Genomic DNA, 23,378 nt, shown 5'->3' with positions numbered 1-23,378 from the left:
ATGTTATATCATCATTATAAAAAGTGACTGCCCTTAACTTAAGTGACAGTTCTATTCTTTTTTATAAGGCCAGTATAAAAAGGAGCGTCTACAAATGGATCTGAATATTCCATTAGTGTTACGAAGTAAAACACCTATTTACTTACAAATTTACGAATATATGAAACGAGAAATCTCTCATGGATCACTACATGCTGGTACACGCCTTCCTTCTCACAGAAATTTAGCTATGCAACTTAATGTAAGCCGTATTACAGTTGAATCCGCTTATCAACAATTACTAGCTGAAGGTTATGTAGAAAGCAAACCGAAACGCGGAATTTTTGTTGCAGAAGTTGATATTGATGTCATTCAAAAGAAACAGCAAATTGCGTCAAACAGTGCTAACAATAAAGAAAAAGAACAATATGATTATGATTGTAGCCAAGGACTTGTTGATCAAAAATCTTTTCCAATAACAAACTGGAAAAGAGCATTACACGAAACTTTATTTCAATATGAAAACGAATTATTCGCTAAAGAAGATCCCCAAGGTGAGCTCGTTCTACGAGAACATATTTCAAAGTATTTATATCATGCTCGCGGGGTACATTCTTCACCTGATCAAATTATTATCGGAGCAGGTACGCAGCCTCTTCTTTGGCTACTACTTCAATTACTTGGTTCAAAAAAAGAATATGGAATCGAAAATCCTGGATTCCACCGTATACCTGCTGTGATTCAAAGCTCTGGCCTTCCTGTTCACCCTATCCCTTTAGATGATAAAGGGATTCATATTTCTGCTTTACGTGAATCGGGTTCCAATGTGGCATATGTCACTCCATCTCACCAATTTCCACTGGGAATCATTATGCCGTTATCTAGAAGACTCGAGTTATTAAAATGGGCGCATGATTGCAATGGTTATATTATTGAAGATGATTACGACGGGGAATTTCGCTATATAGGAAAACCTATTCCTTCTTTACAAGGGCTAGATTCAAATGAGCGTGTTATTTATATGGGAACTTTCTCAAAATCTTTTTTACCTTCTTTACGAATGGGATATATCGTTTTACCACCTTATCTGCTAAAAACCTATAAAGAACTTGGTGGTATGTATAAACAAACGGTTTCTACGATGCAACAACTCACCTTCACTACCTTTATTCAAAATGGGGATTGGGAACGTCATATTAACCGAAGTCGTACGTTATATAAAAGAAAACATATTACTTTAATTAAATCTATTACAAACGAAATGGGAAATAACGTACATATACTCGGTGAACAATCCGGACTTCATATTGTACTCCACGTTTATAACGGGATGAATGAACAAGAACTTATTCATACAGCTGCAAAAGAACGCATTAAGTTATACCCTCTCTCCACATATGATTCTATTCATAATTTGAGGGAGGAGTCATATGTACTGCTCGGTTTTGGCAGTATTCCAGAGGATTGTATCGAAACTGTTGTCAAATTACTGAAAAAAGCGTGGTTCCCTAAATAAAAATAGCTCCACATAAGTTATACTTACGTGGAGCTATTTTCATTCACTATTTTTCCGATCTCGCTGCCCTTCCCGGACGTTTGACACCAGTTGTTTCTGTTGAATAAGACGCTTCAATTATAGCAGTTGGATCTACAGAGAGAACGAGATCTTTCATTTTCGGATAAATGAAACGGTTTGTAATACAATAAATGATTCTCTTATGTTCTCCTAAAAAACCACCTTCTCCATGTAGATACGTAACGGATAATTGCAATTCTTTCATAAGTAGATCGCCTATTTCTTTATTTTTACCAGAAATAATCATAACGCTCTTTCCTTGATTAATGCCATCTAATATGAAATCAATCATCTTCGTAACAATATAGAAAATTGCTAATGAGAACATCGCTTGTTCAATTGAAAATAAAATGGCAACAAAGATAAAAATAACTGCATTTACAGCAAGTAAAAATGTACTAATCGGCACTTTAAAATGTTTATTCATCCAAACAGCTAACATTTCTGATCCATCAATTGCTCCGCCCATTTTTACTACAATCCCTACACCAACACCAAATAGGACTCCTCCATATAGAACAATTAACAATTCAGAAGTTGTAATTGCTGGAAATGGTTTTAAATAAATCAATCCGAGTGTTGTAACAACATTTGCATAGGATGTACGAATAAAGAACTTCTTTCCCATTACTTTTGCAGTAAATAATAAAATCGGGATATTAATTCCTAAGAACACTCCATAAAGCGGCAATCCGGCAACTTTATTCGCCATAATAGCAATGGCCGTTACCCCGCCATCTACTAATCCGTTAGGTGCTAAAATAAGTTCTAATGAACCCGCTACAATAATTGAGCCAATTGTTAATAATACGTATTCAAATATCTTCTTCATTCATTACCCCCAAAACTTATATATTTTCTTAGTATTATCATAACTAATTTTTTTCTTAAATACAAAGAAATTGATTTATATAAACCCATTTTCCACCTTTTTGGCGATTTTTATGTGAAATTGAAAACTATTACTCTTACCTAAGATATGTTATATACTTAATTTATAGAATTTACAGAAAAGGGAGCACCTTTATGCTACAACAACTATTTACTTCACCTATTTTATCTGTTCAAAATTTACACCCAGGTTATGAAGACCATGCAAGCGATGTGTTTCTCGTCCGAACAGAAGATGCAGAAGTCATCGTTCGTTCTTCTAAAATGAATGATGAGCCAAATAATGATTTTTGGTGGGGATGTAAAAACCTATTTGGAATTGATCCAAGGAACGTCCATCATTTAGAAACTGTACATACATTGCTGCAAGAACATACGAATCTACCCATACCAACAATATTAGAAAAACATATTTTAAATGGCCGTGAATTCGTTATGGTCGATAAGTTAATAGGTAACACAGTTCAATCTTTTATCGGGCAACCAGATTCTATTTTATTCAGTCTCGGAAAAGGGCTTGCAGAAATACATAAATTTAAAGTCGATTACATAGGAAATGTGTCAGGCTCATTCCAAATTAAACTAAACGAATTCCAATCACACTTTTTAAATGTCAGTAAAGATCTTGTAAATAGGTTTTATTCAGATAACATGAGCATCCGTAACTCATTTCATATTTTTGAGTCGCAACTCTCTTCTTTACCAGCACCAAAGGAATCTACGCTCGTTTTAATCGATATGGACCCTACTCAGTTTTTATCAGATGGTTCAACTATTACAGGTTTAGTAGATACAGAAGCTTACGCTGTTGCTCCTCGAGAGTTTGATTTTATCGGACTAGAATATGTACTTACTGAAAAAGAAGCTCATGCCTTTAAACGTGGTTACGAAACAATTATGTCTATTCCTCAACTTGAAAAGTGTAGACAGCCTTACCGTTATTTGTACCGACTGTTATCTGTTCAAGGAAGTGTGGAATTGGAAAAATGGCTAAGTCATCCAGCCTATTTTTAAATACGAATGAGAGGGATTATGAAATGAATATTGAACAAAAACAATCTTTAACAGCAAACGAAATTCAGCAAATGAAAGATTTAGCTCATATTTGCGGGCAATACGATCAAATTGATTATTCGTCAGATTTACATGTAAACTTTTTAACTGCTCGTAATAAAGAAGGAATAAATGATTTTCTATTGTATGAAGATACCAAATTAGTCGGTGCATTAAGTATGTATGACTTTGAAAGACCGACAAAACTAGAGTTAATAGGGTTTGTTCATCCGAAACATAGGAAACAACATATAGGTACCACTCTTTTACAAACCGCAATGAAAGAACTACGAATAAGAGAGGCCGATGAAGCTCTTCTTATTATGAATGGTGATTCTATTTCCGGGAAAGAATTTGCAAAGCATATGAAGTTACCTTATTTATATAGTGAATATAGTATGGAGTTCAAAGTAAAAGAAGTGCAAAAATCAACAAAGAATACTATACACCTTACTCTTGCATCTTCAGAATCACTTCTTGATCTTATTGAAATTTCCAGTCAAGCTTTTGGAGATTCAGCAAAAAATACCGCTACATGGTTACAAAAGATGATGAATTCCCCTTCTCATCAAGTTTACTGTGCTCTTATCGATGAAAAAGTGATAGGAACGATTACAGTTTCTGAGCAAGAACAATCTACTACACTATCAGGATTCGCCGTTCATCCTTCTTATCAAGGGAAAGGATACGGCAAAGATATTCTTAGTTATATGGTACATACCCTTATTACAAAAGGAATTTCAACAATTGAATTGGACGTCGAAACGAAAAATAACCACGCTTTAAAACTATATACACAATGTGGTTTTGAAATAAAAACGAAGCATGACTATTATAGTTTAATGAATTTTGAGGTGAATACATATGTCTAACAAACTAATTTATTCTGATTATGATATTTTCGCATCCATTTATAATAAACATTGGGGACATTTTGCTGAACACTCCTATCCAGCCTATCATAAATTCGTTTTACAAGACGCTCCTCCCCACTCGCGTATATTAGATCTTTGCTGCGGGACTGGTCATCTTACTAGGAAACTACTTGATCATAATTTTATAGTAACTGGTATAGACGGTTCTGCAAAAATGATCGAACACGCACTTCATAATGCGCCAGATGCATCCTTTATCGTCGGCGATGCACGCTTTTTTAAAGTAGATGAGCCTTTCCACTATGTCATCTCAGCAGGTGATAGTTTAAATCATATACTAACATTAGATGAGCTCAAAGATACTTTTCATCATGTTTATTTAGCATTATATGATGGAGGTACTTTTGCATTTGATATGAATATGGAGAAAGGTTTTCTTGAAAAATGGATTGCTTCATTTCATATTTCAGCGGAAGAATATGTATGTACGATTGATTCTACATATGATAACGAAAATAAAAAAGCAGAAATGAACTTTATACTATTTCAACATGACATAGATAATAATTGGAAAAGAAGTGACTTTACTTTTGAAGAAGCTTGTTATTCCAATGAAGAAATAATATCTTTGTTGAAATCCGTTGGTTTTAAGAATATTCAACTACACGGTACAAATAGAGCATTTTTCATTTGTCAAAAATAAAAAAACTGAATCATATCGATTCAGTTTTTTCTTAGTATATTTACGACAGCAGTCGTTTCATTATTTTCTTTATAAACTCGCGGGATTCTTCTGTCTAACATACATGTAACTTCATAGTTAATTGTACCTAACATATCCGCTACTTCTTCTACCGCAATTTCTTCTTCGCCTTGTTTACCGTAGAATACTACTTCGTCCCCAACTTGTACTGGCATTGCTTTTGAAACGTCTAACATGAGCTGATCCATACAAACACGGCCAATAACAGGTACTCGAACTCCATTTATTAATGCATGCCCTTTATTAGATAACTGACGATTATAGCCATCAGCATAACCAATCGGTACAGTTGCAATCCATTCTTCACCAGTCGTTACATACGTATTCCCATAACTTACACCGCGATTCTTCTTCGCATGTTTAATATGAGCTACCTTTGATTTTAACGACAACGCAGGTTGTAAAGAAACGACTGCATGATCTACCTCTTTTGAAGGATACATTCCGTATATTCCAATACCTACACGGACCATATTTTGAAATGTATTGCTAAGCTCCATTGAGCCTGCACTATTTGAACTATGAATATATGGAATATGAATTCCTAATTCTTTTGCTGCATTGACAGCTTTCTCAAATAAACTTGTTTGCATATTCGTATATGATTTATCAATTTCATCTGCCGTAGAGTAATGTGTAAACATTCCTACTACCTCTACATACTCCATACGGTTTAATTCTTCTAAAAATGGTTTAACCTCTTCTTCTTGTAAACCGATACGACTCATTCCTGTATCAATTTTCACCTGAATTTGTGCTTTCTTTTGAAGACGGTTTGCGATTTCATTTATACCTTGTAAATCTTCACTTCTATAAACAGTCATCATAACGTCATATTGAATTGCCTCTTCCGCAGCTGCTACTGATGTATAACCTAAAATTAAAATCGGCACGTTAATTCCTGCTTCTCTTAACTCTATCGCTTCATCTACAAATGCAACTGCAAGCTGGTTTATTCCCGCTTCAATAGCAGCTTTCGCAACTTCAACTGCCCCGTGGCCATACCCATTTGCTTTTACAGCAGCCATCATTGCAATATTTTCATCATTCACACGTTTTTTAAATTCTTTTACATTATGTTTTACTGCATTTAAGTCAACTTCAATAATTGTATCTCTTCCATATTTCAAACTCATTGGTATAACTCCTAACTCAATAATTGCATTCCATTCTATTTCACGTTTCATATGACCTTTTACAATATAATACTTTTCAATATGCTAGTCAAACTACTAGAATTTTCGGAATTTTGAGTATGATATAATACTCTTAAGAAACTATTATATACGGAGATGAGGAGAATTACAATGTTTGTTCAACCTGCCTTGCATCAACTACAAGTTGCTGTTGATACTTCTATTCAAATGCTTAACCAATATAATGAAGCCGATTTAAAAATACCGCCCATTCACGCAAAGCGATCTCTATTTGAAATGTGTGCACATCTTTCTCTTATTTGCCATGCAGATTTACTCATTTTAAATGGTAGTACGGAAAAAGAGTTACGTACCTTTTATTTACAACATACACCAAAAACAATTGCGTACATGCAACAAATAATGATTGAAGGATACAATCTTCTCTCTAAAACATTTCTTTCCTATTCCCAAGAAGAATTAGCAGAAGTTATGACTGCCTATTGGGGTATTTCTTATTCGCGTTTTGAATGGTTGCTTGAAATTGTTGCACATTTTTATCATCATCGTGGACAAATACATATTTTATTGTGCGAGCACATTAAAGATCCTAACATACCTTTATTTCACTAAAGGTATGTTAGACGATATGAAACTTCTCTAAGGCAAATAAAATACCGCCTTCACTTGATTTTTTTGTAACGAAATCAGCTTTTTTCTTTAACTCTTCTCCACCATTCTCCATCGCAATCCCTAATCCTACATAATACAACATCTCAATATCATTTCCACCATCACCAAAAGCAATGGCTTCTGATTTACAAATTTCCAGGTGCTCCAATACTTTTTGAATTGCAGTTAACTTCGATACTTTACTATCTTCCAATACATTCATAACATAACCATGAAAACGTTCAAACGTAAGCGTTGGATATCTTTCAAGAAATTTTTGAGCTTCTATTTCATCTGCATACAGACATAAACAATAGATTTCTTCTGACAAACCCCAGCTTTTTTCTGGATACTTTCCTAAATTTAAGGTCTCGCTAAGCGCTTGAATTACTTGTTCGTTATCTGAGGCTATTCCGTTCATTACAAAATCCTCTGTAAAATAAGAAATACCGTGACCATGTAATTCAGCAAATTCCGAGATATCATGAACGATTTCACTTGAAAGTACTGATTTATATATAACTTTTTCACCACATTTTATATGGGCACCATTCGCAGAAATAAACGTATTTATGCCTAGTTCTTTAAACTGCGAGCATAAACTATACGGTCTCCCTGTTGTAACAACTACATGAATCCCTTTTTCTATTAATCTTAGTATCGCTTCCTTTGTACTTTCGTGCATACTTCTATCAATTTCGCTTAAAAGAGTGCCGTCAACATCAAAAAATACTACTTTGTACATAGGTCTTTATATCCCGTCCAAATGATTTATATCATTAATGAAATGTACTGTTTTTTGTTCACCATCAATTTCAATTAAGCTTATTCCCGTATCTCCCATTTTAAAATAATAGTCCATCGAAATTGGCATTTTGAAAAACGCACGTAAAATACTATTTATTACACCACCATGTGCAACAATTGCAATTCGGTCATATGTATTCTCTGTCACAATTTTAGAAAAGATTCCTTCTATTCTCATTCTAAATTCAATAAATGATTCTCCGTTTTCAAAACGATCATGAAGAAACTTTGGTTCTGGATATTTCTTTGCTTCTTCAAAAGATAAGCCAGCTTGTACCCCATTATTAAACTCCATTAATTCCTCTTCTAATTGAATTGGGCATCCAATTCCTTCTGCTAATGTTTCACCAGTTTCGCGAGCACGTTTTAATGTACTTGCCCAAATGAAATCTGGCGGGAAATCTGCTTTCACTTTCTGTACAAGCCTTTGCACTTGCTGTCTTCCCTTTTCTGTTAATTCAAAGTCAGCTCGTCCTTCATGTACGTTTAAAATATCAGCTTCTGATTCTCCGTGGCGTATTAGTAGTATTTGCATGTTTATTCCCCCTTTTCTCCTTAAAACCAAGACTAAATTTTAACATATTATTAAAACTTTTCAAAATAATAAAAGCAACCCCCATCCATAAGAGAATGAAAATTGCTTTTATTACTAACTAAATTTCTTTTAAACACTCTTTAGACTTTCCTCCTACTCCCCAATGCGAACTTGGGATTTCATTCACTAAAACACGGACTCGTCCAACATCTACATCCAAGTTTTTCGCGACTACTTCTGTAACATCAAATATTAGATTTTGAATTTGCTCGTGCTTTCTACCTTCTATTATTTGAATTTGTATAATGGGCATTTTTATCTCTCGCTTTACTATTTATTCACAAAACATCGCTACACTTCCTAAATCATCAAATTGTGCAGTTATGGAATCTCCTGCTTTAAATGCAACCGCTTCAGATAATGCACCACTTAATACAATATCACCTTTTTTAAATCCTTCATTTTGCAAACCAAGTTTATTTACCGCCCAAGCGATTGCCTCTGCTGGATGTCCCAGCACAGCTGCTCCTGTCCCAGTCGTAGCAACCTTACCATTCTTCGACATAACCATCCCGATATTAGCTAAATCTATATCTTTAACATCAATCCATTTACTTCCTAACAAAAATTTCGAAGATGAACAATTATCTGCTATTACATCAGGTAATGTAAATTTAAAATTTAAATATCTACTATCAATAACCTCTAAGGCTGGCGCAACATATTTCGTTGCCTTTAATACATCCTCAGCTGTCACATTCGTTCCCTGTAAATCATCCCCTATTAAAAAAGCAATCTCTGGCTCTACTTTCGGATGAATCAACGTTTCGTATTGCAATGGCTCCCATTCGAACGCTAGCATATCGTCCAACAAATATCCGTAAATCGCTTCATTAATCCCCATCATTTGTTGTTTTGCCTTACTCGTTAATCCAAGTTTCACACCAACTCTTTTAGAACCTTCACTCATTTTTTGTTCAATTAAACATTTTTGCAATTTATAAGCATCCTCTACTGTTAAATCAGGGTGCTTATCCGTTACTTTTACTACTTCTTTCCTTCCTTTTTCAGCCTGAAGTAAATACTCCACAATTTCTAAATCTGCCCCTTTCACTAAAGCCATCATTTACACCCCCGTTTTTATCTTTGTTAATTCTGCCGCTACATCTAAAATCATATCCTCTTGTCCACCAACTACTTTTCTTCTTCCAAGTTCTATTAAAATATCACGGGCGTCTACATTAAAGCGTCTTGCCGCTCTTTCAGCATGCAATAAAAAGCTAGAGTATACACCAGCATATCCCATTACAAGACTTCCTTTTCGAATTTCTTGTGGTACTGGCAATAAAGGAGCAACAACCTCCTCAGCTAAGTCCATCATCTTATATAAATCTACATCTAACTTATATCCCATACGATCCAAAACAGCGAGCAATACTTCTGTTTGAGCATTTCCAGCTCCTGCTCCAAGACACCGTACACTTCCGTCAATACGTGTCGCGCCTTCCTCAATTGCAGTGACTGTATTCGCTACTGCAACTGAAAGGTTATTATGGCCATGGAAACCGATTTCTATATTCAAAGATTGACGTAATGCACGAATACGCTCACGTACTTCGTGCGGTAATAAAGCACCAGCTGAGTCAGTCACATAAACTGCTTCAGCACCATACTCCTCCATAAGTTTTGCTTGTTCTACTAATTTTTCAACCGGTGCAGAATGAGCCATCATTAAAAAACCACACACTTCCATACCTAATTCTCGGGCAAAATGAATATGTTGAGCTGAAACATCCGCCTCTGTTACATGGGTTGCTACACGAACAAGTTTCGCACCAATACTTGCAGCTTGCTTTAATTCATGAATCGTTCCAATACCAGGAATTAACAAGACAGCTACTTTAGCTTGCTTGCACTCATCTACCGCGGCTTCAATGAGCTTCATTTCATTAACTAATGACTTTCCATATTGTAAGGTAGAACCACCTAAACCATCTCCATGACTCACTTCGATATAATGCATACCAGCCTCGTCTAACGCCTTTGTTACAGATCGAACTTGTTCTTTTGTAAATTGATGTTTCATTACATGACTTCCATCACGTAAACAAACTTCCGTTATTTTCACTGGCCTTTCACTATTTCGCCTCATTCATTACACCTCTTTTCTTCTCCGAAATGATTTTCGTTGCAAATTCTTCACCCACTTTTAATGCCGCCGCTGTCATAATATCTAAATTACCGGCATAAGGAGGAAAATAATCTCCAGCTCCTTCAACTTCTAAAAATACAGTTACACGATTACCAGCAAACATTGGCTCTTGTTTCAAAGAGTAACCGGGAACATACGTCCTAACTCCTTCAACCATCTTATGAATTGTTTCACGGATAGAAACTTCATCCATATCCTTAACTTCACAATATACTGTATCTCTCATTAATATAGGTGGCTCTGCAGGGTTTAAAATAATTATCGCCTTCCCCTTGTCAGCTCCGCCAATTTCTTCAATTCCACGCTTTGTCGTAATTGTAAATTCATCGATATTTGCCCTTGTACCTGGTCCTGCACTTAAACTGGAAATTGTAGCAACTATCTCTGCATATGTAACATTTGCCACCTCATTAATAGCATGAACAATCGGGATCGTTGCTTGTCCCCCGCACGTAATCATATTAACGTTTTGCTTATCTAAAAAATCATTATTTCGAATAGCAGGACAAACAAATGGCCCATATGCAGCGGGAGTTAAGTCAATTACTATTTTCCCAAGCTCTTCTAACATTTTCGCATGATAACTATGTGATTTAGCTGAGGTTGCATCAAATACAATATCAGCTAAGCTTGGATTATCAATAATTGCTTGTATTCCATTATCAAAAACCTCGTATCCGGCTTCTTTCGCTCTCTTTAAACCATCCGATTCTGAATCTATTCCAATCATGGCATTGAGCTCTATGACTCCACTTTTTCTTAATTTATACATTAAATCCGTACCAATATTACCTGACCCAATTATAGCCGCCTTTACTTTCTGCACACCTATCCCCCCTTTTCGTAATACTTTAACCTATATGAATGTAACAGAAACCGATCCGAGTGAACCGAAGTCAGCTTGAATGCTATCTTTACTATTCACTGAGACTGCACCAGATAACGCACCTGGTAAAATTAACTCTCCTGCTTTTAATCCAATATTAAATTCATGTAGTTTATTAGCTAACCAAGCAATAGCTTGTGCAGGATGCCCTAATGCGGCCGCGCCAGCACCCGTTGCAATTAAACTATTATTTTTATAAAGTGTCATTCCAGTTGTACGTAAATCTACTTTATCAATGCTAGAGAATGTATTACCAATTACAACTTTTGCTGACGAGCCATTATCCGCTACTGTATCGACCAATTTAATTTTCCAGTCAGCAATACGACTGTCAATTATTTCAAGTGTAGGTACAACATACTTTGTTGCCATCAGTACATCAATGTATGTAATATTAGGCCCTTTTAAATCCTTCTCTAAAACAAATCCTATTTCCGCTTCTATTTTCGGAGATACAAAAGAACTAATTGAGATTGTACTCCCATTTTCTATCTTCATGTCATCTAACAAATGTCCATAATCTGGTTCATTTACCCCAAGCATCTGCTGCATCGCAACACTCGTAAGTCCAACTTTCTTTCCGATTACATAACGCCCGTTCTCCAGCTTTCTTTCTACTACTTCAAGCTGAATATTATAAGCATCCTCAACAGATAAATTAGCATATCTTTCAGTAAAAGGAGGTATCCCTATACGTGAATCTTCAGCCTGTAATAGTTCATCAGCTAATTCTTTAATTAACAATTGCTCTCACCCCATTTTTCTAATTTATATATCCTCAATCCTTTACAGTGTAACTAGCCCCCACCCATCTACTTATTTTCATAAACATTCGATGGGAGCTTTTTTGTATGTTAAGTTAAAATATTATCCTTATAATTTCATCGTTACCGTCTTAGCCTCCGTATAAAATTCGAAACTATGACGTCCACCTTCTCTACCAATTCCACTTGCCTTCGAACCTCCAAATGGAGTACGTAAATCTCGGACATACCAACAATTAATCCATAGTAAACCTGAATCAATTTGTGAAACCACCCGTTGCGCTCGTCTAAGATCATTTGTCCAAACAACTCCAGCTAGTCCATAAATGGAATCATTCGCAATGCGAATTGCATCCTCCTCCGTTTTAAATGGAATAACAACTAGAACTGGACCAAATATCTCTTCCTGTGCTACACGCATACTGTTATCAACATCATATAGAATAGTAGGTTCATAAAAGTTTCCTTCTACTAGACTCTCTACTCTTTTTCCACCATAGGCTAATTTTGCCCCTTCTGAAATTCCTATTTCTACATAACTATCAACTGTTTCTAAATGAGATTTGGATACAAGCGCTCCCATATCTGTATCTTCAGAAAGAGGATCTCCAACTTTTATTCTTTTTACAGCCGCTACAAATTTCTCTAAAAACTGTTCATATACACTTTCTTGCACAAGTAATCTTGAACCAGCTAAACAAATTTCTCCTTGATTCCGATAAATAGCTTCAATTGAGCCTTGTACTGCTTCATCTAAATCCGCATCTTCAAATACGATATTTGCTGATTTACCTCCTAATTCTAATGAAACAGGTATTAAGTTCTCTGATGCATTACGCATAATTGTCTTGCCTGTATTACTTTCTCCAACAAATGAAATTCTTCTAATAGCTGGATGTGTTGTCATTTTTGTCCCGACAGTATTTCCTGGACCTGTAATAATATTAAGTACACCTGGTGGTAGTCCTGCATCATTTGCAATTTCACCAAGCATAACTGCACTTAACGGAGTATAAGAGGCCGGTTTGACAACAACAGTATTACCAGAAGCAAGTGCCGCTGATGCTTTCCACGTCATTTGCATGAATGGCAAATTCCAAGGAATGATTAAACTTGTCACTCCCGCAGGAGCATACTTTGCATATGACATAAAATTATGTTTGTCATAGTGCTCGTGCACCATATATTTAGCCATTTCAGCAAAGAAGCGAAAATTATGAGCCGAACGTGGTATATCGAATCCTTTACTTTCTTTAATCGGTTTTCCAACATCCAGAGTTTCTATATAAGCTAGTTCCTCCACTCTTTCCATAATCAAATCCGACATTTTGCATAAAATATTCGATCGCTCTTCCACAGGCATTTTACTCCAAATGCCGCTTTTAAATGTACGTTCTGCCACATCAATTGCTCTTTTGGTGTCCTCTTCATTTGCCTTTGCAATAGATGCAAGCTTTCTATTCGTCGCTGGATTGAATGTATCAAACGTTTCACCACATACAGAATCCACGTATTGTCCATCAATAAACAATTTCGCATCTTTCACTTTTAGTTTGTCAGCTAATAATTCTTTGTTCATCTTCTTTACCTCCTATTCCTCAATTTCTAAAACCATCTCAATTTCAATTGTTGTATTATTAGGTAACTGAGCCATACCGACTGCAGAACGAGCATGTTTTCCTTTTTCTCCAAAAATATCTACTAATACATCCGATGCCCCGTTCATTACTTTTGGCTGATTAATAAAATCTTCTGTACTATTTACAAAACCAAGTATTTTTACAATTCGTTTTACCTTATTTAAATCACCTAGTTCATTTCTCACAACACTTAACAAATTCAACATCGATTGCCTTGCCGCTTTATATCCTTCATCAATGGAAATATCTTTTCCTAATTTCCCGTGATACTCATCTACACCTTGTCCAGCAGTAAATAGTAAGTTACCTACTCTTACACAACTAACATAATTTCCAACTGCTGGGCGAATAGCTGGTAGTGTAATTCCCAATTCACTTAGTTTATCCTCAGGTGTTTGTACTCTCTGCATATGCTACACCTCGTTTTTTTATATCAATATTTAAAAATTCCGCAGCATTTCCCCCAAGCATCGCTGCCTTTTGTTCCTCTGATAAACTGGCTGTTTCATCAATCACCTTTCCCGGGTCAACTTCTCGCAATAAAAACGGATAATCTGAACCCATGAAAATCTTTTCATGCCCAAATCTTTCAATCATATATTTCAAATTAATAGGATCATAATTTAAAGAATCAAAATAAAATTTCTTTGCATAATAACTAGGAGGATGCGTAGTCAATCGTAAATGCGGCCATACTTTCCAGCCTTGATCTAACCTTGGCAAAATATATGGGAAAGATCCGCCGCCATGCGCAAAACAAACCTTTAGCCGTGGAAACTTCTCCATTATCCCACTCCATATTAATGTAGCTGCCGCAAGTGCCGTTTCACTCGGCATCCCTACTGTGTACATAAAATTATGATGTGGCATTCTATCCCGCCCTAATGTCTCCCATGGATGAATAAAAATTGGAACTTGCCATTTTTCAGCCATTCGAAAGAATTCAATAAACGATGGGTCATCTAAATTTTTACCATTTACATTTGTACCAATTTCAATACCATGTAAATTTAATTCCGTTATGCAACGCTCCATTTCACGAATTGCAGTTTCTCCATCTTGCATCGGAACCGTTCCTAACCCTACAAAACGATCTGGATATGCTAAAACTGTTTCTGCAATAAAATCATTTTGAATACGTGCCATACTTTCAGCTTCCTCTGGTTTTGCCCAATATGAAAATGTAACTGGGATTGGCGATAAAACTTGAATATCAACACCTTCACGATCCATATCTTCAATTCTTTTCTTAGGACACCATACTTGGTCTGTCACGTCACGAAAATTTTTACCTCCAACCATAATACTTGCACCACATGTACAAGTCCGATTTAATATCGGCCAACGACCGCCACCAAACTTCTCTTCAAAATCTGGAAAAGTTTCAGGAATAATATGTGTATGAAAATCTATTCGCACTTCCATTCCTCCACTTCCTCTGGCATAATATGACCGCAGTTTTTACATGCTCGAATTTCTTTATTTGAATTAAAACTATGAATCGCTTCTTTTACTTGTTTTTCAATATCATTTAATTGGACACGTACACGATGCATTTCATGATTACACTCGTCACAGAACCAAACGAAATCCTCAAGTTCTCCTTGGCTACGTTTTCTTTCAATTACGAGCCCATATGTGTTAGCGACGCGATGTGGTGAATGCGGCACCATAGCTGGTAGCATAAATACATCCCCTTCTTTTACTGTGACGACTTCCCGCTTACCTTCCTCTGTAATACATTCCACATAACATTCACCTTTAATTTGATAGAAAAATTCATCTGAAGGATCTACGTGGAAATCACGTCTTCTATTTGGACCACCTAATATCATGGCGATAAACTCTGAATCTTGCCAAATAACTTTGTTATTTACTGGTGGCTTCAATAACTCCTTATTCTCATCAATCCATTTTAGTAAATTAAAAGATTGCAATGTTTTAGACATATTATTTCCTCCTCATGATTCCTTTTCATTTATATCGTTTTAAAAAGACCAACCGAGTAAAGAGCTAGACTTTTGCAAATCCCCATGGTAGACATAATCTCTAATTCTCGTTGAAGATATTCGCTCACCTTCATCACAGCAAACATCTTTCACTATAGAAATGTTGAAGTGTTCTCTTAGCAGCTCAATATTTCCCTCACGATTTTTTCCAAACCTAAAATCTTGACCAATAAAAATTTCTACAGGGCTTAACCTTTTTATATCTTGAATAAAGCAACTCGCGCTTTTTGTTAAATAAGACTCATCAAACTGAATTACAATCACATGTTCAACACCAAGATTTTGAATACGTTTCACCTTCTCATCAATAGGCGTTAATACTTGCGCACCTTGAAAATATGAGCGTGGTGGTGGATCAAATGTATACACAACATTTGTTATCTTTAATGCTTTTGTCTTCTCAACCGCATTTTTAATTACAGCTTGATGACCTTTATGCACACCATCAAATGCTCCAATTGAAACAATAGATTTCGTTAATTCAGGTATACACTGCTCATGTATATAAATGATACTCATCTCTTTTCTTCTAAAGTTAAATTTCCAAATAACCAAATTCCTTGGAAATCAAATTTGCCGTATTCATTACACTTTGAATTATGATTTCACGGTTACTTCCTTGCATATACGATATAGGTCCAACAATATTAAGCGCCGCAATGGTTCTCCCAGTATAAGATCGAATAGGAGCTGCAATCCCATAAAGACCATGCTCATTTTCGTTATCACTAATTGAATAACCTTGTTTACGAATCTTCTGTAACTCTGTCTGGAATTGTTTGACGCAAGTAATTGTATTAGGCGCTTTCGGTAAAAGCCCTTTTTCTGAAGTATATTCTAAGGGAGATGAATGAAATGAAAGCAATACTTTCCCTGTGCTTGTACAATACGCAGGTTCTCTTGATCCAACATGTGTTGAAATTTGAACGGACTCCTTTGATGAAACTTTCAATATAAATACAACATCACCACGATCAAACATACCGATGTGCACGGTGCCACTAAAATTTCTTACAAGCTCTTCAACAAGTGGAATCGCTCCACTATAAATCTCTTGCTGAAACATGACTTGATTTCCCCACTCTAACAATTTCCAACCTAATCTATATTTTCTTTGCTCATCTTGTATGAGCATTCCTTCTGCACACAACGTACGAACAAGATGGTGAACCGTACTTGCATTCATATTTAGCTTTTCCGCTATTTCCGAATTACCTAGCACAGGCTCATCACTCGTAAAACAATTTAGAATTTTGCAAATTTTACTGATAGAAGCGATCAAATCATTTACCTCCCCTATTTCAGTTACAGTTCTCAAGTTTTAGATATTGTTAAAAATATAAGTAGATTTACATCCTAACAGTAAAATTCTTGTTTTCATCTATTGCTCCTTCCTATTTCAAATAAAAATGTAAGCGTAAACATTTTTTCACTTAACTTAAAGCTCCTTCAGATGAACTCGATTGCAATGCATTGTTCACAAGTGAAAAAGTTTGTTGTTTTTTGTACGCATTATAAAACATTCCCATTTTACGCACCGGATCTCCAGAATAATAACGCTCATATTGTAATAACCGTTGTCCAAAAGCCTCACCACATAAGTCCCATGCTAATTTAAACAAACGAACCCGTTCCTCAGAGGATACTCCTTCACGCCCGATATAATACTTTTGCATATCATCATGAATCTCGGGATTCATAAAATCAGCACCTGTCGGTGACATTAATAATCCACCAGCACCTATAGTTTGAATAATTTCAATAGCCCGTGGATACATCTTAGGTAATAAACTGCGTATCGTATCAAGCGGCAACCTCGCAGGAATAACTTCTCCATATGAATTCGTTTCATACTCATATTCAGCTACTTGCAGGAGAGCACGTATCGTTTCGACATCTTGCATAAGCTCTGCTAACTGGTTTTGTACATTTAAAAACCCATCTACGCCAATCGAATCTGCTAATTTCATAGCTACTTCAGCAGCAAAAGATAGTTTTACTAACCCTCTTACCCCAGATTGATGCGCTGGTTGATGACCAATTCCGGTTTTAGGATACAATTGATTCCCAGCTTCCACACTTTGATAAATAAATACTTTATCCCACGGGATAAACACATTATGAAATACTAGTAATGCATCCATTTCCTCAAACCTTGATGCAAGTGGATGATCAAATAGAGATCGTTTTCCATCTTGCATTGGCTCACGACATAGAATTCTTAGACCTGGTGCGTCAATTGGAACTGCAAAAGAAATTGCATGACGTTCATCACCTGGCCTAAAGCTTGGATAGGAATATATTATTACCTCATCCGTAATCGGCGCCAGTGTCGCTAACATTTTAGCACCACTAACATACATCCCTTCCGCTGTTTCACTTACTACCCCTAAATGCATCGTTTCATCTTCTTGTTGATGGGAAGCCTTACTCCGATCATTTTGTGGATTAATAATTGCGTGTGTTAAAAACAAATCATTATCCCTTATATGTTTATAATAATTTTTTATATTCGCTCCCCATTCTGGATTAAACTTCTCAAAAAACCACGAATTACTTGCCATCGAAGTAACCGTTACATTTAAAAAGTCAGGTGTTCTACCCATTAAACCATAAGTAGCTTTTGCCCACACTTCAAATAATTCACGGCGTACTTTTAAATCTTCATAATTTTTCGGTACTAAAAATGCATTAGATACCCTTTCTCCTGTCTCTTCGCATATATGAGTAATCTTATCTTGATATTCTGGATTGTGCTGCATATCATATAAGTTCGCAATTTGTAAAATTGGTTCACGAAAAACATCTTCATTTACTACATCCGTTACTTTTCTTCCTCCAATCCAAATTTCAGGATTTCTTTTTCTCAATCCTTCAATATACTGTTCCCCTGTTCTAATTGCCATTCTTTCCCCTCCAATTTCCAATAATAATATAATAAAAAGTCTAGAAACCCCACTAGATGACTGAATTTTCAATTATTATATCAATTTTATTTCTTACAGAATCACCTTTATTTCATATTATGAAATCTTAAAAATTTTTTAGTGAATATGAAAAAGGAACGGTCTCCCGTTCCTCACCTATTTAATATATAAATTAAAACAATGATGAAAATAAAAAGAGAAATGGCATCCCATTTCTCTTTTTCACTCTTATTGTTCTTTTGGTGTATCTGAAGAAGGCAATTTCTTCGCTTGTTTTTCTTTAAAGATTTCTCCAATTGCCCCGAGAGTACCAAGTGTTTCAATTGCATTAGACGGAATAAAGACTTTATTTGCTGGCCCTTTTGCAACCTCAATCAATGATTCAAATGATTTATAAGCAAGTACGCGTTCATCTAAATCTGCTGCACGAAGTAATTCAATTCGATTTTGTTCTGCTTTTGCAATTTCCTCAATCGCTCTTGCTTCCCCTTGCGCTTCTAGTTCTTTTGCTTCCTTTATACCTTCAGCTTCTCGAATACGTGCTTCTTTATCACCTTCAGCCATTAAGATTTTACTTTGCTTTTCCCCTTCAGCACGAAGGACTTTATCTTGTTTTGCAGCTTCAGCCTCTAAAATAATCGCACGTTTATTACGTTCTGCTTTCATTTGTTTTTCCATTGATGCTTGCACATCTTTTGGTGGGTTAATATCTACTACTTCAACACGTTCAATACGAACGCCCCATTTTTCTGTTGCTTCATCAAGCGCTAAGCGAATTTCTGTTGAAATTTTTTCACGACCAGATAATGTTTCATCAAGTTCCATTTTACCAATAATTTGACGCATCGTTGCAGAAGTAATGTTACGAACACCATATTCATAGTTCGAAATACCATATGTCGCAAGTTCTGGTTCCACAATTTGATAGAAAATAATTGTATCAATTTCTACTTGTACATTATCTTTCGTAATTACCTTCTGCGGTGGTACATTCGTTTGTTGAATACGTAAGTCGTGATATACACGAACGCGATCCACAATTGGTATTAATAAATTTAATCCTGGCTGCATAATACGTTGAAACTTACCAAACCTTTCAACGACTCCAACTTTTTGCTGCGGAATAATCTTAATTGTTAATGCGATAAATGTAACAACAATTAGTGCGAAAATAATGGTTAATGTTAATCCTACTACCATATTTATTCACTCTCCTTTTTCACTTGTAATATAGTACTATGCCTCTTTATAACAATAACCTTTTCTCCAGCATCAATTGGATCATCTGCAATAGCTGTCCAAGTATCTCCATCCACCTTCACAATACCATTCGCTTCTTTTGTAATCGCTCGCATAATAATACCTTTTTTACCGACAAGCAAATCTACTGTATCAGTAAAACCTTTTGCTTCTCGAAAGTTTTTTGAAATTCTTTTCGTAAAGAAAGTCAATGTTAAACTTACAATCGCACCAGCAACAACTTGTAACAGTAGTGCTTCAGGAGCAAATAAAGCAATAAGACCTCCGACAACAGCTCCAATTCCAAGCCAAAGCATGTAAAACGTAATCGACAACATTTCTGCAATAAATAAAATACCAGCTATTATAAACCAAATTACCCAAGCAGCCATATGCAACCCTCACTTTCTTTCTCATTTTCTATATGTATATGAAGAAAAGAATGGTTTATCCGCCCTTTCTAATACGTGGGCTCTTACTACAAGCTATTGTACATATTCACTGTTACAATGAGTATTATTAAAATACTATATTAATATATTCTTCATTATACATGAAATTCCCTTTCAAAAAGTGACAAAAAATTTAATTCTTTCAAAATTTATTTTTTAATTTATACTTATTATAACTACTAAAATATTACTTTCTAGGAAGGTGGTGTGCTTATTGCAAACTCGTTCATTAACTTACTATTTAGGATCGAAAATATGCATTACTCTCGCTGACATCGTATACGTAATGATTATTACAACTCATATGTATATCACAACTAAGTCAGCTACATTAACTGCTCTCTTTCCATTATTACAAGTTATTACAAATCTTATAGCAAATACATCTTCACCACTTATAATGAATCGTTTTCCGTCTTATTCATTACTGTTTACACTACAATGGTCAAAAACTGCTCTATTATTTTTATTAATGATATTATTCCCGGTCCTTTCCACAAACATTGTAGCACTATTCTTTTTCATTTTTTTCATTTCATTATGTAGTGGTTGGAGCGCTCCATTACTATACAGTATTCTCCCCCGCCTTACACCACAAGAAAATTTAGTAAAAGTAAATAGTATTTTTTCCTTTTCCATACAAATTGCGCAAGCCGCTGCTTATTCATTTACAAGTGTTATTGTTCTTCTTATCGGCGCTACTTCTACACTCATGATAAATAACATTTTGATGATTTTCGGATTTGTTGCACTACACGTTTCATTACGTTCCATACATACTGAACGAGTAATAGAGCCTTCTTCTTCAAAAGGCGCCGCTTTATTGGAAGGTTGGAAACTCTTATTTCAAAATCCTGCTCTCCGTACAGTTACATGTATGGACTTAATGGAAACATTCGCAGGGACAATATGGATCGGCGCTATTACGATAGCTTATGTAACAACTGTTCTTCATAAAGGAGAAGAATGGTGGGGATATATTAATACAAGTTATTATGTTGGGACGTTAATTGGCGGGCTATTAGCGTGGAAAATGAGTACATACATTCAAAACAATTTAATACGCTCCATGGCGATAGGCTCTCTTCTGTTTAGTCTTCTTACATTTTTATATGGTATGACGAGTAGTGGGTTTATTGCGCTTTTTCTATGTGTTCTAATGGGTCCATGTTATCAAATTAGAGATATTTCTCAAACGACAGTGCTGCAATCAAGTGTTGCCCCTACTTTATTGTCAAAAATGTATACAGCTCATGGTGCACTCCTCTCGACAGCTTCTGGTCTTTCTATGCTTAGCGTTGGCATTATTACTGATATGTTCGGTGTTCGTACAATTTATATCATCGCTTCTTTTCTTATTTTATGTTCTGCTTGTTTATCTTTTAGCCTATTAAAATATCATAAGACAGATCGAAAAGATATTTCAATGTAATCAATAAAGCAAAAAGGACAGGCATTCCTGTCCTTTTTGTATATTCTATTTATGACAAACCCGGAATTTTTCTATGTTTTGTCGCTTGTTCAAATGCATATGCTACCTTAATTAATATTCCTTCACTAAAAGCCGTACTTGCAAGAGTAATCCCAAAAGGTCTTCCGTTCTCCATATATCCTGCAGGTATTGCTATAGACGGATAACCTGCTTTCGCACATATAGTGGAGCCTATATAAGAAGGGAACAGAATCGCATCAAGATTATATTTTTCCATTGCAAAATCAATGCCTTGTTCTTGAGAAAAATATATATCTTCTAATCTTGCATTTAAATATTCTGGATTTCTTAATGTATTAGGAACATCTTTTCTTCTCTCCAACTTAGTTTGTCCATATTTCAAAGCTCTTTCTGCTATATTTTCATTAAACTCCATTAACTCTGAAATAGAATGTACTGGAACAGTAGAAGGTAATTTCGAAAGGTAGTTATCTAAACTATGCTTTAATTCATAGTGCGATACATCCCAGCTCCATTCTCTATGAAAAGACGGAATATTAATATCCTCTACTACTATCGCTCCCTCACTACGTAATACTTGAATCGTTTCCTTAAACAATTTATCATCATACTCACCAGATTCATAATAATCTTTTGGTGCATTGCTATATACACCAATCTTTGCTCCATTTAAACCATTATCATCCAGATACTTTGTATAATCATGTTCTGCTATCCCTTCACTTTTACGAGTAGCTATATCTCTCTCATCTATCCCAGTTAACCCCCCTAGTAAAATAGCGACATCTGTTACTGTTCTAGCAAATGGGCCGGCTGTATCTTGCGAATATGTGAACGGAATAATACCTCTACGACTAATTAGACCAACAGTCGGTTTAATACCGACTACAGAGTTTTGAACAGCTGGACTCAAAATAGAACCATCTGTTTCTGTTCCAACCGAGACTACTGTAAAGTTAGCCGCAACCGCTATGGCAGATCCTGTACTTGAGCCACCAACAAACATATCATCCTCACCTGTACCGTAAGGATTGATTGTTTGTCCACCTCTTGCACTATATCCAGCCCACATTTCAAATGACATTGCATTTGCTAATTCTGTCATATTTGTTTTTCCTATTATCACTGCTCCTGCTTCTCGCAGTTTCGTAACGAGAAATGCATCTTCACTACTTATATTTTGTTCTAGTGCAATCGTACCTGCACTTGTATGCATAGAATCATTCGTTTCAATATTGTCCTTAAGTAACACAGGTACACCGTGTAATGGACCTCTTACACCTTTTGTTTTTCTTTCACAATCCAAAGCTTCTGCAATAAAGATAGCGTCTGGATTGATTTCTAAAATCGAATTGATTTTAGGTCCGTCTTGATCATACTTTGCAATTCTATGAAGATAATACATAACTAATTCTTTTGAAGTTAATTGCCCAGCTGCCATTGCTTTTTGTATATCATGAATTGTTAATTCTTTTTGTAGTAGTGTATTGAACTGAATCTCCATCATCA

Annotated in this window: 25 protein-coding genes; 6 read left to right on the top strand and 19 right to left on the bottom strand. The window is 35.5% G+C overall.

Annotated features, from left to right (window positions below; genetic code table 11):
* Window positions 1–94 precede the first annotated feature (94 nt).
* Window positions 95–1,495, top strand: a complete 1,401-nt coding sequence (locus ATN06_RS10565; RefSeq protein WP_060630589.1) for a MocR-like pyridoxine biosynthesis transcription factor PdxR — start codon at window positions 95–97, stop codon at window positions 1,493–1,495.
* 46 nt (window positions 1,496–1,541) lie between these two features.
* On the opposite strand, the gene ATN06_RS10560 is transcribed toward ATN06_RS10565, so the two are convergent.
* A complete protein-coding gene (locus tag ATN06_RS10560) occupies window positions 1,542–2,387 on the bottom strand; it encodes a YitT family protein (RefSeq protein ID WP_060630588.1) in 846 nt (281 codons plus the stop codon).
* 194 nt (window positions 2,388–2,581) lie between these two features.
* On the opposite strand from ATN06_RS10560, the gene ATN06_RS10555 reads away from it, so the two are divergent.
* Genes ATN06_RS10555 through ATN06_RS10545 form a run of 3 tightly spaced genes read left to right on the top strand, consistent with a single transcriptional unit; the run spans window position 2,582 to window position 5,077 of the window.
* A complete protein-coding gene (locus ATN06_RS10555) occupies window positions 2,582–3,460 on the top strand; it encodes a hypothetical protein (RefSeq protein WP_060630587.1) in 879 nt (292 codons plus the stop codon).
* A 23-nt stretch (window positions 3,461–3,483) separates the two neighbouring features.
* Window positions 3,484–4,371 (top strand): GNAT family N-acetyltransferase, encoded by an 888-nt coding sequence (locus ATN06_RS10550; RefSeq protein ID WP_060630586.1) that lies wholly within the window; start codon window positions 3,484–3,486, stop codon window positions 4,369–4,371.
* Window positions 4,364–5,077 carry a class I SAM-dependent methyltransferase gene (locus tag ATN06_RS10545; protein WP_060630585.1) on the top strand — a complete coding sequence of 238 codons (714 nt, stop codon included), beginning with the start codon at window positions 4,364–4,366 and terminating at the stop codon, window positions 5,075–5,077. The genes ATN06_RS10550 and ATN06_RS10545 overlap by 8 nt, the downstream gene beginning before the upstream one ends.
* 20 nt (window positions 5,078–5,097) lie before the next feature.
* Here ATN06_RS10545 and alr read toward each other — a convergent pair whose 3' ends face one another.
* Complete coding sequence (gene alr, locus ATN06_RS10540; RefSeq protein WP_060633121.1) at window positions 5,098–6,273, bottom strand: alanine racemase; 1,176 nt, start codon at window positions 6,271–6,273, stop codon at window positions 5,098–5,100.
* A gap of 171 nt (window positions 6,274–6,444) precedes the next feature.
* Between alr and ATN06_RS10535 the strand changes: the two genes are divergently transcribed.
* Complete coding sequence (locus ATN06_RS10535) at window positions 6,445–6,906, top strand: DinB family protein (protein WP_060630584.1); 462 nt, start codon at window positions 6,445–6,447, stop codon at window positions 6,904–6,906.
* Between the two features lie 7 nt (window positions 6,907–6,913).
* Here ATN06_RS10535 and ATN06_RS10530 read toward each other — a convergent pair whose 3' ends face one another.
* The 16 genes from ATN06_RS10530 to ATN06_RS10455 all read right to left on the bottom strand — a co-directional run bounded on the left by ATN06_RS10530 (window position 6,914) and on the right by ATN06_RS10455 (window position 20,356).
* A complete protein-coding gene (locus tag ATN06_RS10530; protein WP_060630583.1) occupies window positions 6,914–7,690 on the bottom strand; it encodes a Cof-type HAD-IIB family hydrolase in 777 nt (258 codons plus the stop codon).
* A gap of 6 nt (window positions 7,691–7,696) precedes the next feature.
* Entirely contained in the window at window positions 7,697–8,287 is a 591-nt protein-coding gene (locus ATN06_RS10525) for a histidine phosphatase family protein (RefSeq protein ID WP_060630582.1), read from the bottom strand.
* 118 nt (window positions 8,288–8,405) lie between these two features.
* Entirely contained in the window at window positions 8,406–8,600 is a 195-nt protein-coding gene (locus ATN06_RS10520) for a 4-oxalocrotonate tautomerase (RefSeq protein WP_001121635.1), read from the bottom strand.
* A 21-nt stretch (window positions 8,601–8,621) separates the two neighbouring features.
* Window positions 8,622–9,410 carry a 2-keto-4-pentenoate hydratase gene (locus tag ATN06_RS10515; RefSeq protein WP_002007507.1) on the bottom strand — a complete coding sequence of 263 codons (789 nt, stop codon included), beginning with the start codon at window positions 9,408–9,410 and terminating at the stop codon, window positions 8,622–8,624.
* A 3-nt stretch (window positions 9,411–9,413) separates the two neighbouring features.
* On the bottom strand, window positions 9,414–10,439 hold the full coding sequence (dmpG, locus tag ATN06_RS10510; protein WP_001254085.1) for a 4-hydroxy-2-oxovalerate aldolase: 1,026 nt from the start codon (window positions 10,437–10,439) through the stop codon (window positions 9,414–9,416).
* Window positions 10,426–11,325, bottom strand: a complete 900-nt coding sequence (locus tag ATN06_RS10505; RefSeq protein ID WP_060630581.1) for an acetaldehyde dehydrogenase (acetylating) — start codon at window positions 11,323–11,325, stop codon at window positions 10,426–10,428. Before ATN06_RS10505 ends, dmpG begins: the two co-directional genes overlap by 14 nt.
* A 30-nt stretch (window positions 11,326–11,355) precedes the next feature.
* Window positions 11,356–12,129, bottom strand: coding sequence for a 2-keto-4-pentenoate hydratase (locus ATN06_RS10500; protein WP_000905635.1), 774 nt, complete (start codon window positions 12,127–12,129; stop codon window positions 11,356–11,358).
* 129 nt (window positions 12,130–12,258) lie between these two features.
* The gene (locus ATN06_RS10495) at window positions 12,259–13,728 is read right to left on the bottom strand and encodes an aldehyde dehydrogenase (protein WP_060630580.1); all 1,470 of its coding nucleotides are present in this window, start codon (window positions 13,726–13,728) and stop codon (window positions 12,259–12,261) included.
* Between the two features lie 12 nt (window positions 13,729–13,740).
* On the bottom strand, window positions 13,741–14,199 hold the full coding sequence (locus tag ATN06_RS10490) for a RidA family protein (protein ID WP_001190048.1): 459 nt from the start codon (window positions 14,197–14,199) through the stop codon (window positions 13,741–13,743).
* The gene (locus ATN06_RS10485) at window positions 14,177–15,214 is read right to left on the bottom strand and encodes an amidohydrolase family protein (RefSeq protein ID WP_000453803.1); all 1,038 of its coding nucleotides are present in this window, start codon (window positions 15,212–15,214) and stop codon (window positions 14,177–14,179) included. Before ATN06_RS10485 ends, ATN06_RS10490 begins: the two co-directional genes overlap by 23 nt.
* Window positions 15,199–15,738 carry a 3-hydroxyanthranilate 3,4-dioxygenase gene (gene nbaC, locus ATN06_RS10480; RefSeq protein ID WP_048552176.1) on the bottom strand — a complete coding sequence of 180 codons (540 nt, stop codon included), beginning with the start codon at window positions 15,736–15,738 and terminating at the stop codon, window positions 15,199–15,201. Before nbaC ends, ATN06_RS10485 begins: the two co-directional genes overlap by 16 nt.
* Window positions 15,739–15,777: 39 nt before the next feature.
* Window positions 15,778–16,317: an FAD synthetase family protein gene (locus ATN06_RS10475; protein ID WP_060630579.1), complete on the bottom strand. Its 540-nt coding sequence runs from the start codon at window positions 16,315–16,317 to the stop codon at window positions 15,778–15,780.
* A gap of 16 nt (window positions 16,318–16,333) precedes the next feature.
* On the bottom strand, window positions 16,334–17,080 hold the full coding sequence (locus ATN06_RS10470; RefSeq protein WP_060630578.1) for an IclR family transcriptional regulator: 747 nt from the start codon (window positions 17,078–17,080) through the stop codon (window positions 16,334–16,336).
* A 151-nt stretch (window positions 17,081–17,231) separates the two neighbouring features.
* Window positions 17,232–18,704, bottom strand: a complete 1,473-nt coding sequence (locus ATN06_RS10465; RefSeq protein ID WP_060630577.1) for a 4-hydroxyphenylacetate 3-hydroxylase family protein — start codon at window positions 18,702–18,704, stop codon at window positions 17,232–17,234.
* A gap of 249 nt (window positions 18,705–18,953) precedes the next feature.
* Entirely contained in the window at window positions 18,954–19,925 is a 972-nt protein-coding gene (locus ATN06_RS10460; RefSeq protein ID WP_060630576.1) for an SPFH domain-containing protein, read from the bottom strand.
* A gap of 2 nt (window positions 19,926–19,927) precedes the next feature.
* Window positions 19,928–20,356, bottom strand: coding sequence for an NfeD family protein (locus ATN06_RS10455; protein ID WP_060630575.1), 429 nt, complete (start codon window positions 20,354–20,356; stop codon window positions 19,928–19,930).
* Between the two features lie 274 nt (window positions 20,357–20,630).
* Between ATN06_RS10455 and ATN06_RS10450 the strand changes: the two genes are divergently transcribed.
* On the top strand, window positions 20,631–21,848 hold the full coding sequence (locus ATN06_RS10450) for an MFS transporter (RefSeq protein WP_060630574.1): 1,218 nt from the start codon (window positions 20,631–20,633) through the stop codon (window positions 21,846–21,848).
* A 49-nt stretch (window positions 21,849–21,897) separates the two neighbouring features.
* Here the strand turns inward: ATN06_RS10450 and ATN06_RS10445 are convergent, their stop codons facing one another.
* Entirely contained in the window at window positions 21,898–23,373 is a 1,476-nt protein-coding gene (locus ATN06_RS10445; protein WP_060630573.1) for an amidase family protein, read from the bottom strand.
* Window positions 23,374–23,378: the final 5 nt, after the last annotated feature.

The organism is Bacillus thuringiensis, from assembly GCF_001455345.1.
In the GTDB taxonomy this organism is placed as follows: domain Bacteria; phylum Bacillota; class Bacilli; order Bacillales; family Bacillaceae_G; genus Bacillus_A; species Bacillus_A thuringiensis_N.
This window is presented reverse-complemented; position numbering and strand designations above follow the sequence as displayed.

Coding starts and splice junctions, on each gene's coding strand:
- ATN06_RS10475 (WP_060630579.1), bottom strand. CDS start 16,317: ATGAGTATCATTTATATACATGAGCAGTGTATACCTGAATTAACGAAA.
- ATN06_RS10465 (WP_060630577.1), bottom strand. CDS start 18,704: ATGGCAATTAGAACAGGGGAACAGTATATTGAAGGATTGAGAAAAAGA.
- alr (WP_060633121.1), bottom strand. CDS start 6,273: ATGAGTTTGAAATATGGAAGAGATACAATTATTGAAGTTGACTTAAAT.
- ATN06_RS10520 (WP_001121635.1), bottom strand. CDS start 8,600: ATGCCCATTATACAAATTCAAATAATAGAAGGTAGAAAGCACGAGCAA.
- ATN06_RS10550 (WP_060630586.1), top strand. CDS start 3,484: ATGAATATTGAACAAAAACAATCTTTAACAGCAAACGAAATTCAGCAA.
- ATN06_RS10555 (WP_060630587.1), top strand. CDS start 2,582: ATGCTACAACAACTATTTACTTCACCTATTTTATCTGTTCAAAATTTA.
- ATN06_RS10485 (WP_000453803.1), bottom strand. CDS start 15,214: ATGGAAGTGCGAATAGATTTTCATACACATATTATTCCTGAAACTTTT.
- ATN06_RS10565 (WP_060630589.1), top strand. CDS start 95: ATGGATCTGAATATTCCATTAGTGTTACGAAGTAAAACACCTATTTAC.
- ATN06_RS10545 (WP_060630585.1), top strand. CDS start 4,364: ATGTCTAACAAACTAATTTATTCTGATTATGATATTTTCGCATCCATT.
- ATN06_RS10495 (WP_060630580.1), bottom strand. CDS start 13,728: ATGAACAAAGAATTATTAGCTGACAAACTAAAAGTGAAAGATGCGAAA.
- ATN06_RS10530 (WP_060630583.1), bottom strand. CDS start 7,690: ATGTACAAAGTAGTATTTTTTGATGTTGACGGCACTCTTTTAAGCGAA.
- ATN06_RS10525 (WP_060630582.1), bottom strand. CDS start 8,287: ATGCAAATACTACTAATACGCCACGGAGAATCAGAAGCTGATATTTTA.
- ATN06_RS10490 (WP_001190048.1), bottom strand. CDS start 14,199: ATGCAGAGAGTACAAACACCTGAGGATAAACTAAGTGAATTGGGAATT.
- ATN06_RS10445 (WP_060630573.1), bottom strand. CDS start 23,373: ATGGAGATTCAGTTCAATACACTACTACAAAAAGAATTAACAATTCAT.
- nbaC (WP_048552176.1), bottom strand. CDS start 15,738: ATGTCTAAAACATTGCAATCTTTTAATTTACTAAAATGGATTGATGAG.
- dmpG (WP_001254085.1), bottom strand. CDS start 10,439: ATGAGGCGAAATAGTGAAAGGCCAGTGAAAATAACGGAAGTTTGTTTA.
- ATN06_RS10535 (WP_060630584.1), top strand. CDS start 6,445: ATGTTTGTTCAACCTGCCTTGCATCAACTACAAGTTGCTGTTGATACT.
- ATN06_RS10455 (WP_060630575.1), bottom strand. CDS start 20,356: ATGGCTGCTTGGGTAATTTGGTTTATAATAGCTGGTATTTTATTTATT.
- ATN06_RS10460 (WP_060630576.1), bottom strand. CDS start 19,925: ATGGTAGTAGGATTAACATTAACCATTATTTTCGCACTAATTGTTGTT.
- ATN06_RS10515 (WP_002007507.1), bottom strand. CDS start 9,410: ATGGCTTTAGTGAAAGGGGCAGATTTAGAAATTGTGGAGTATTTACTT.
- ATN06_RS10560 (WP_060630588.1), bottom strand. CDS start 2,387: ATGAAGAAGATATTTGAATACGTATTATTAACAATTGGCTCAATTATT.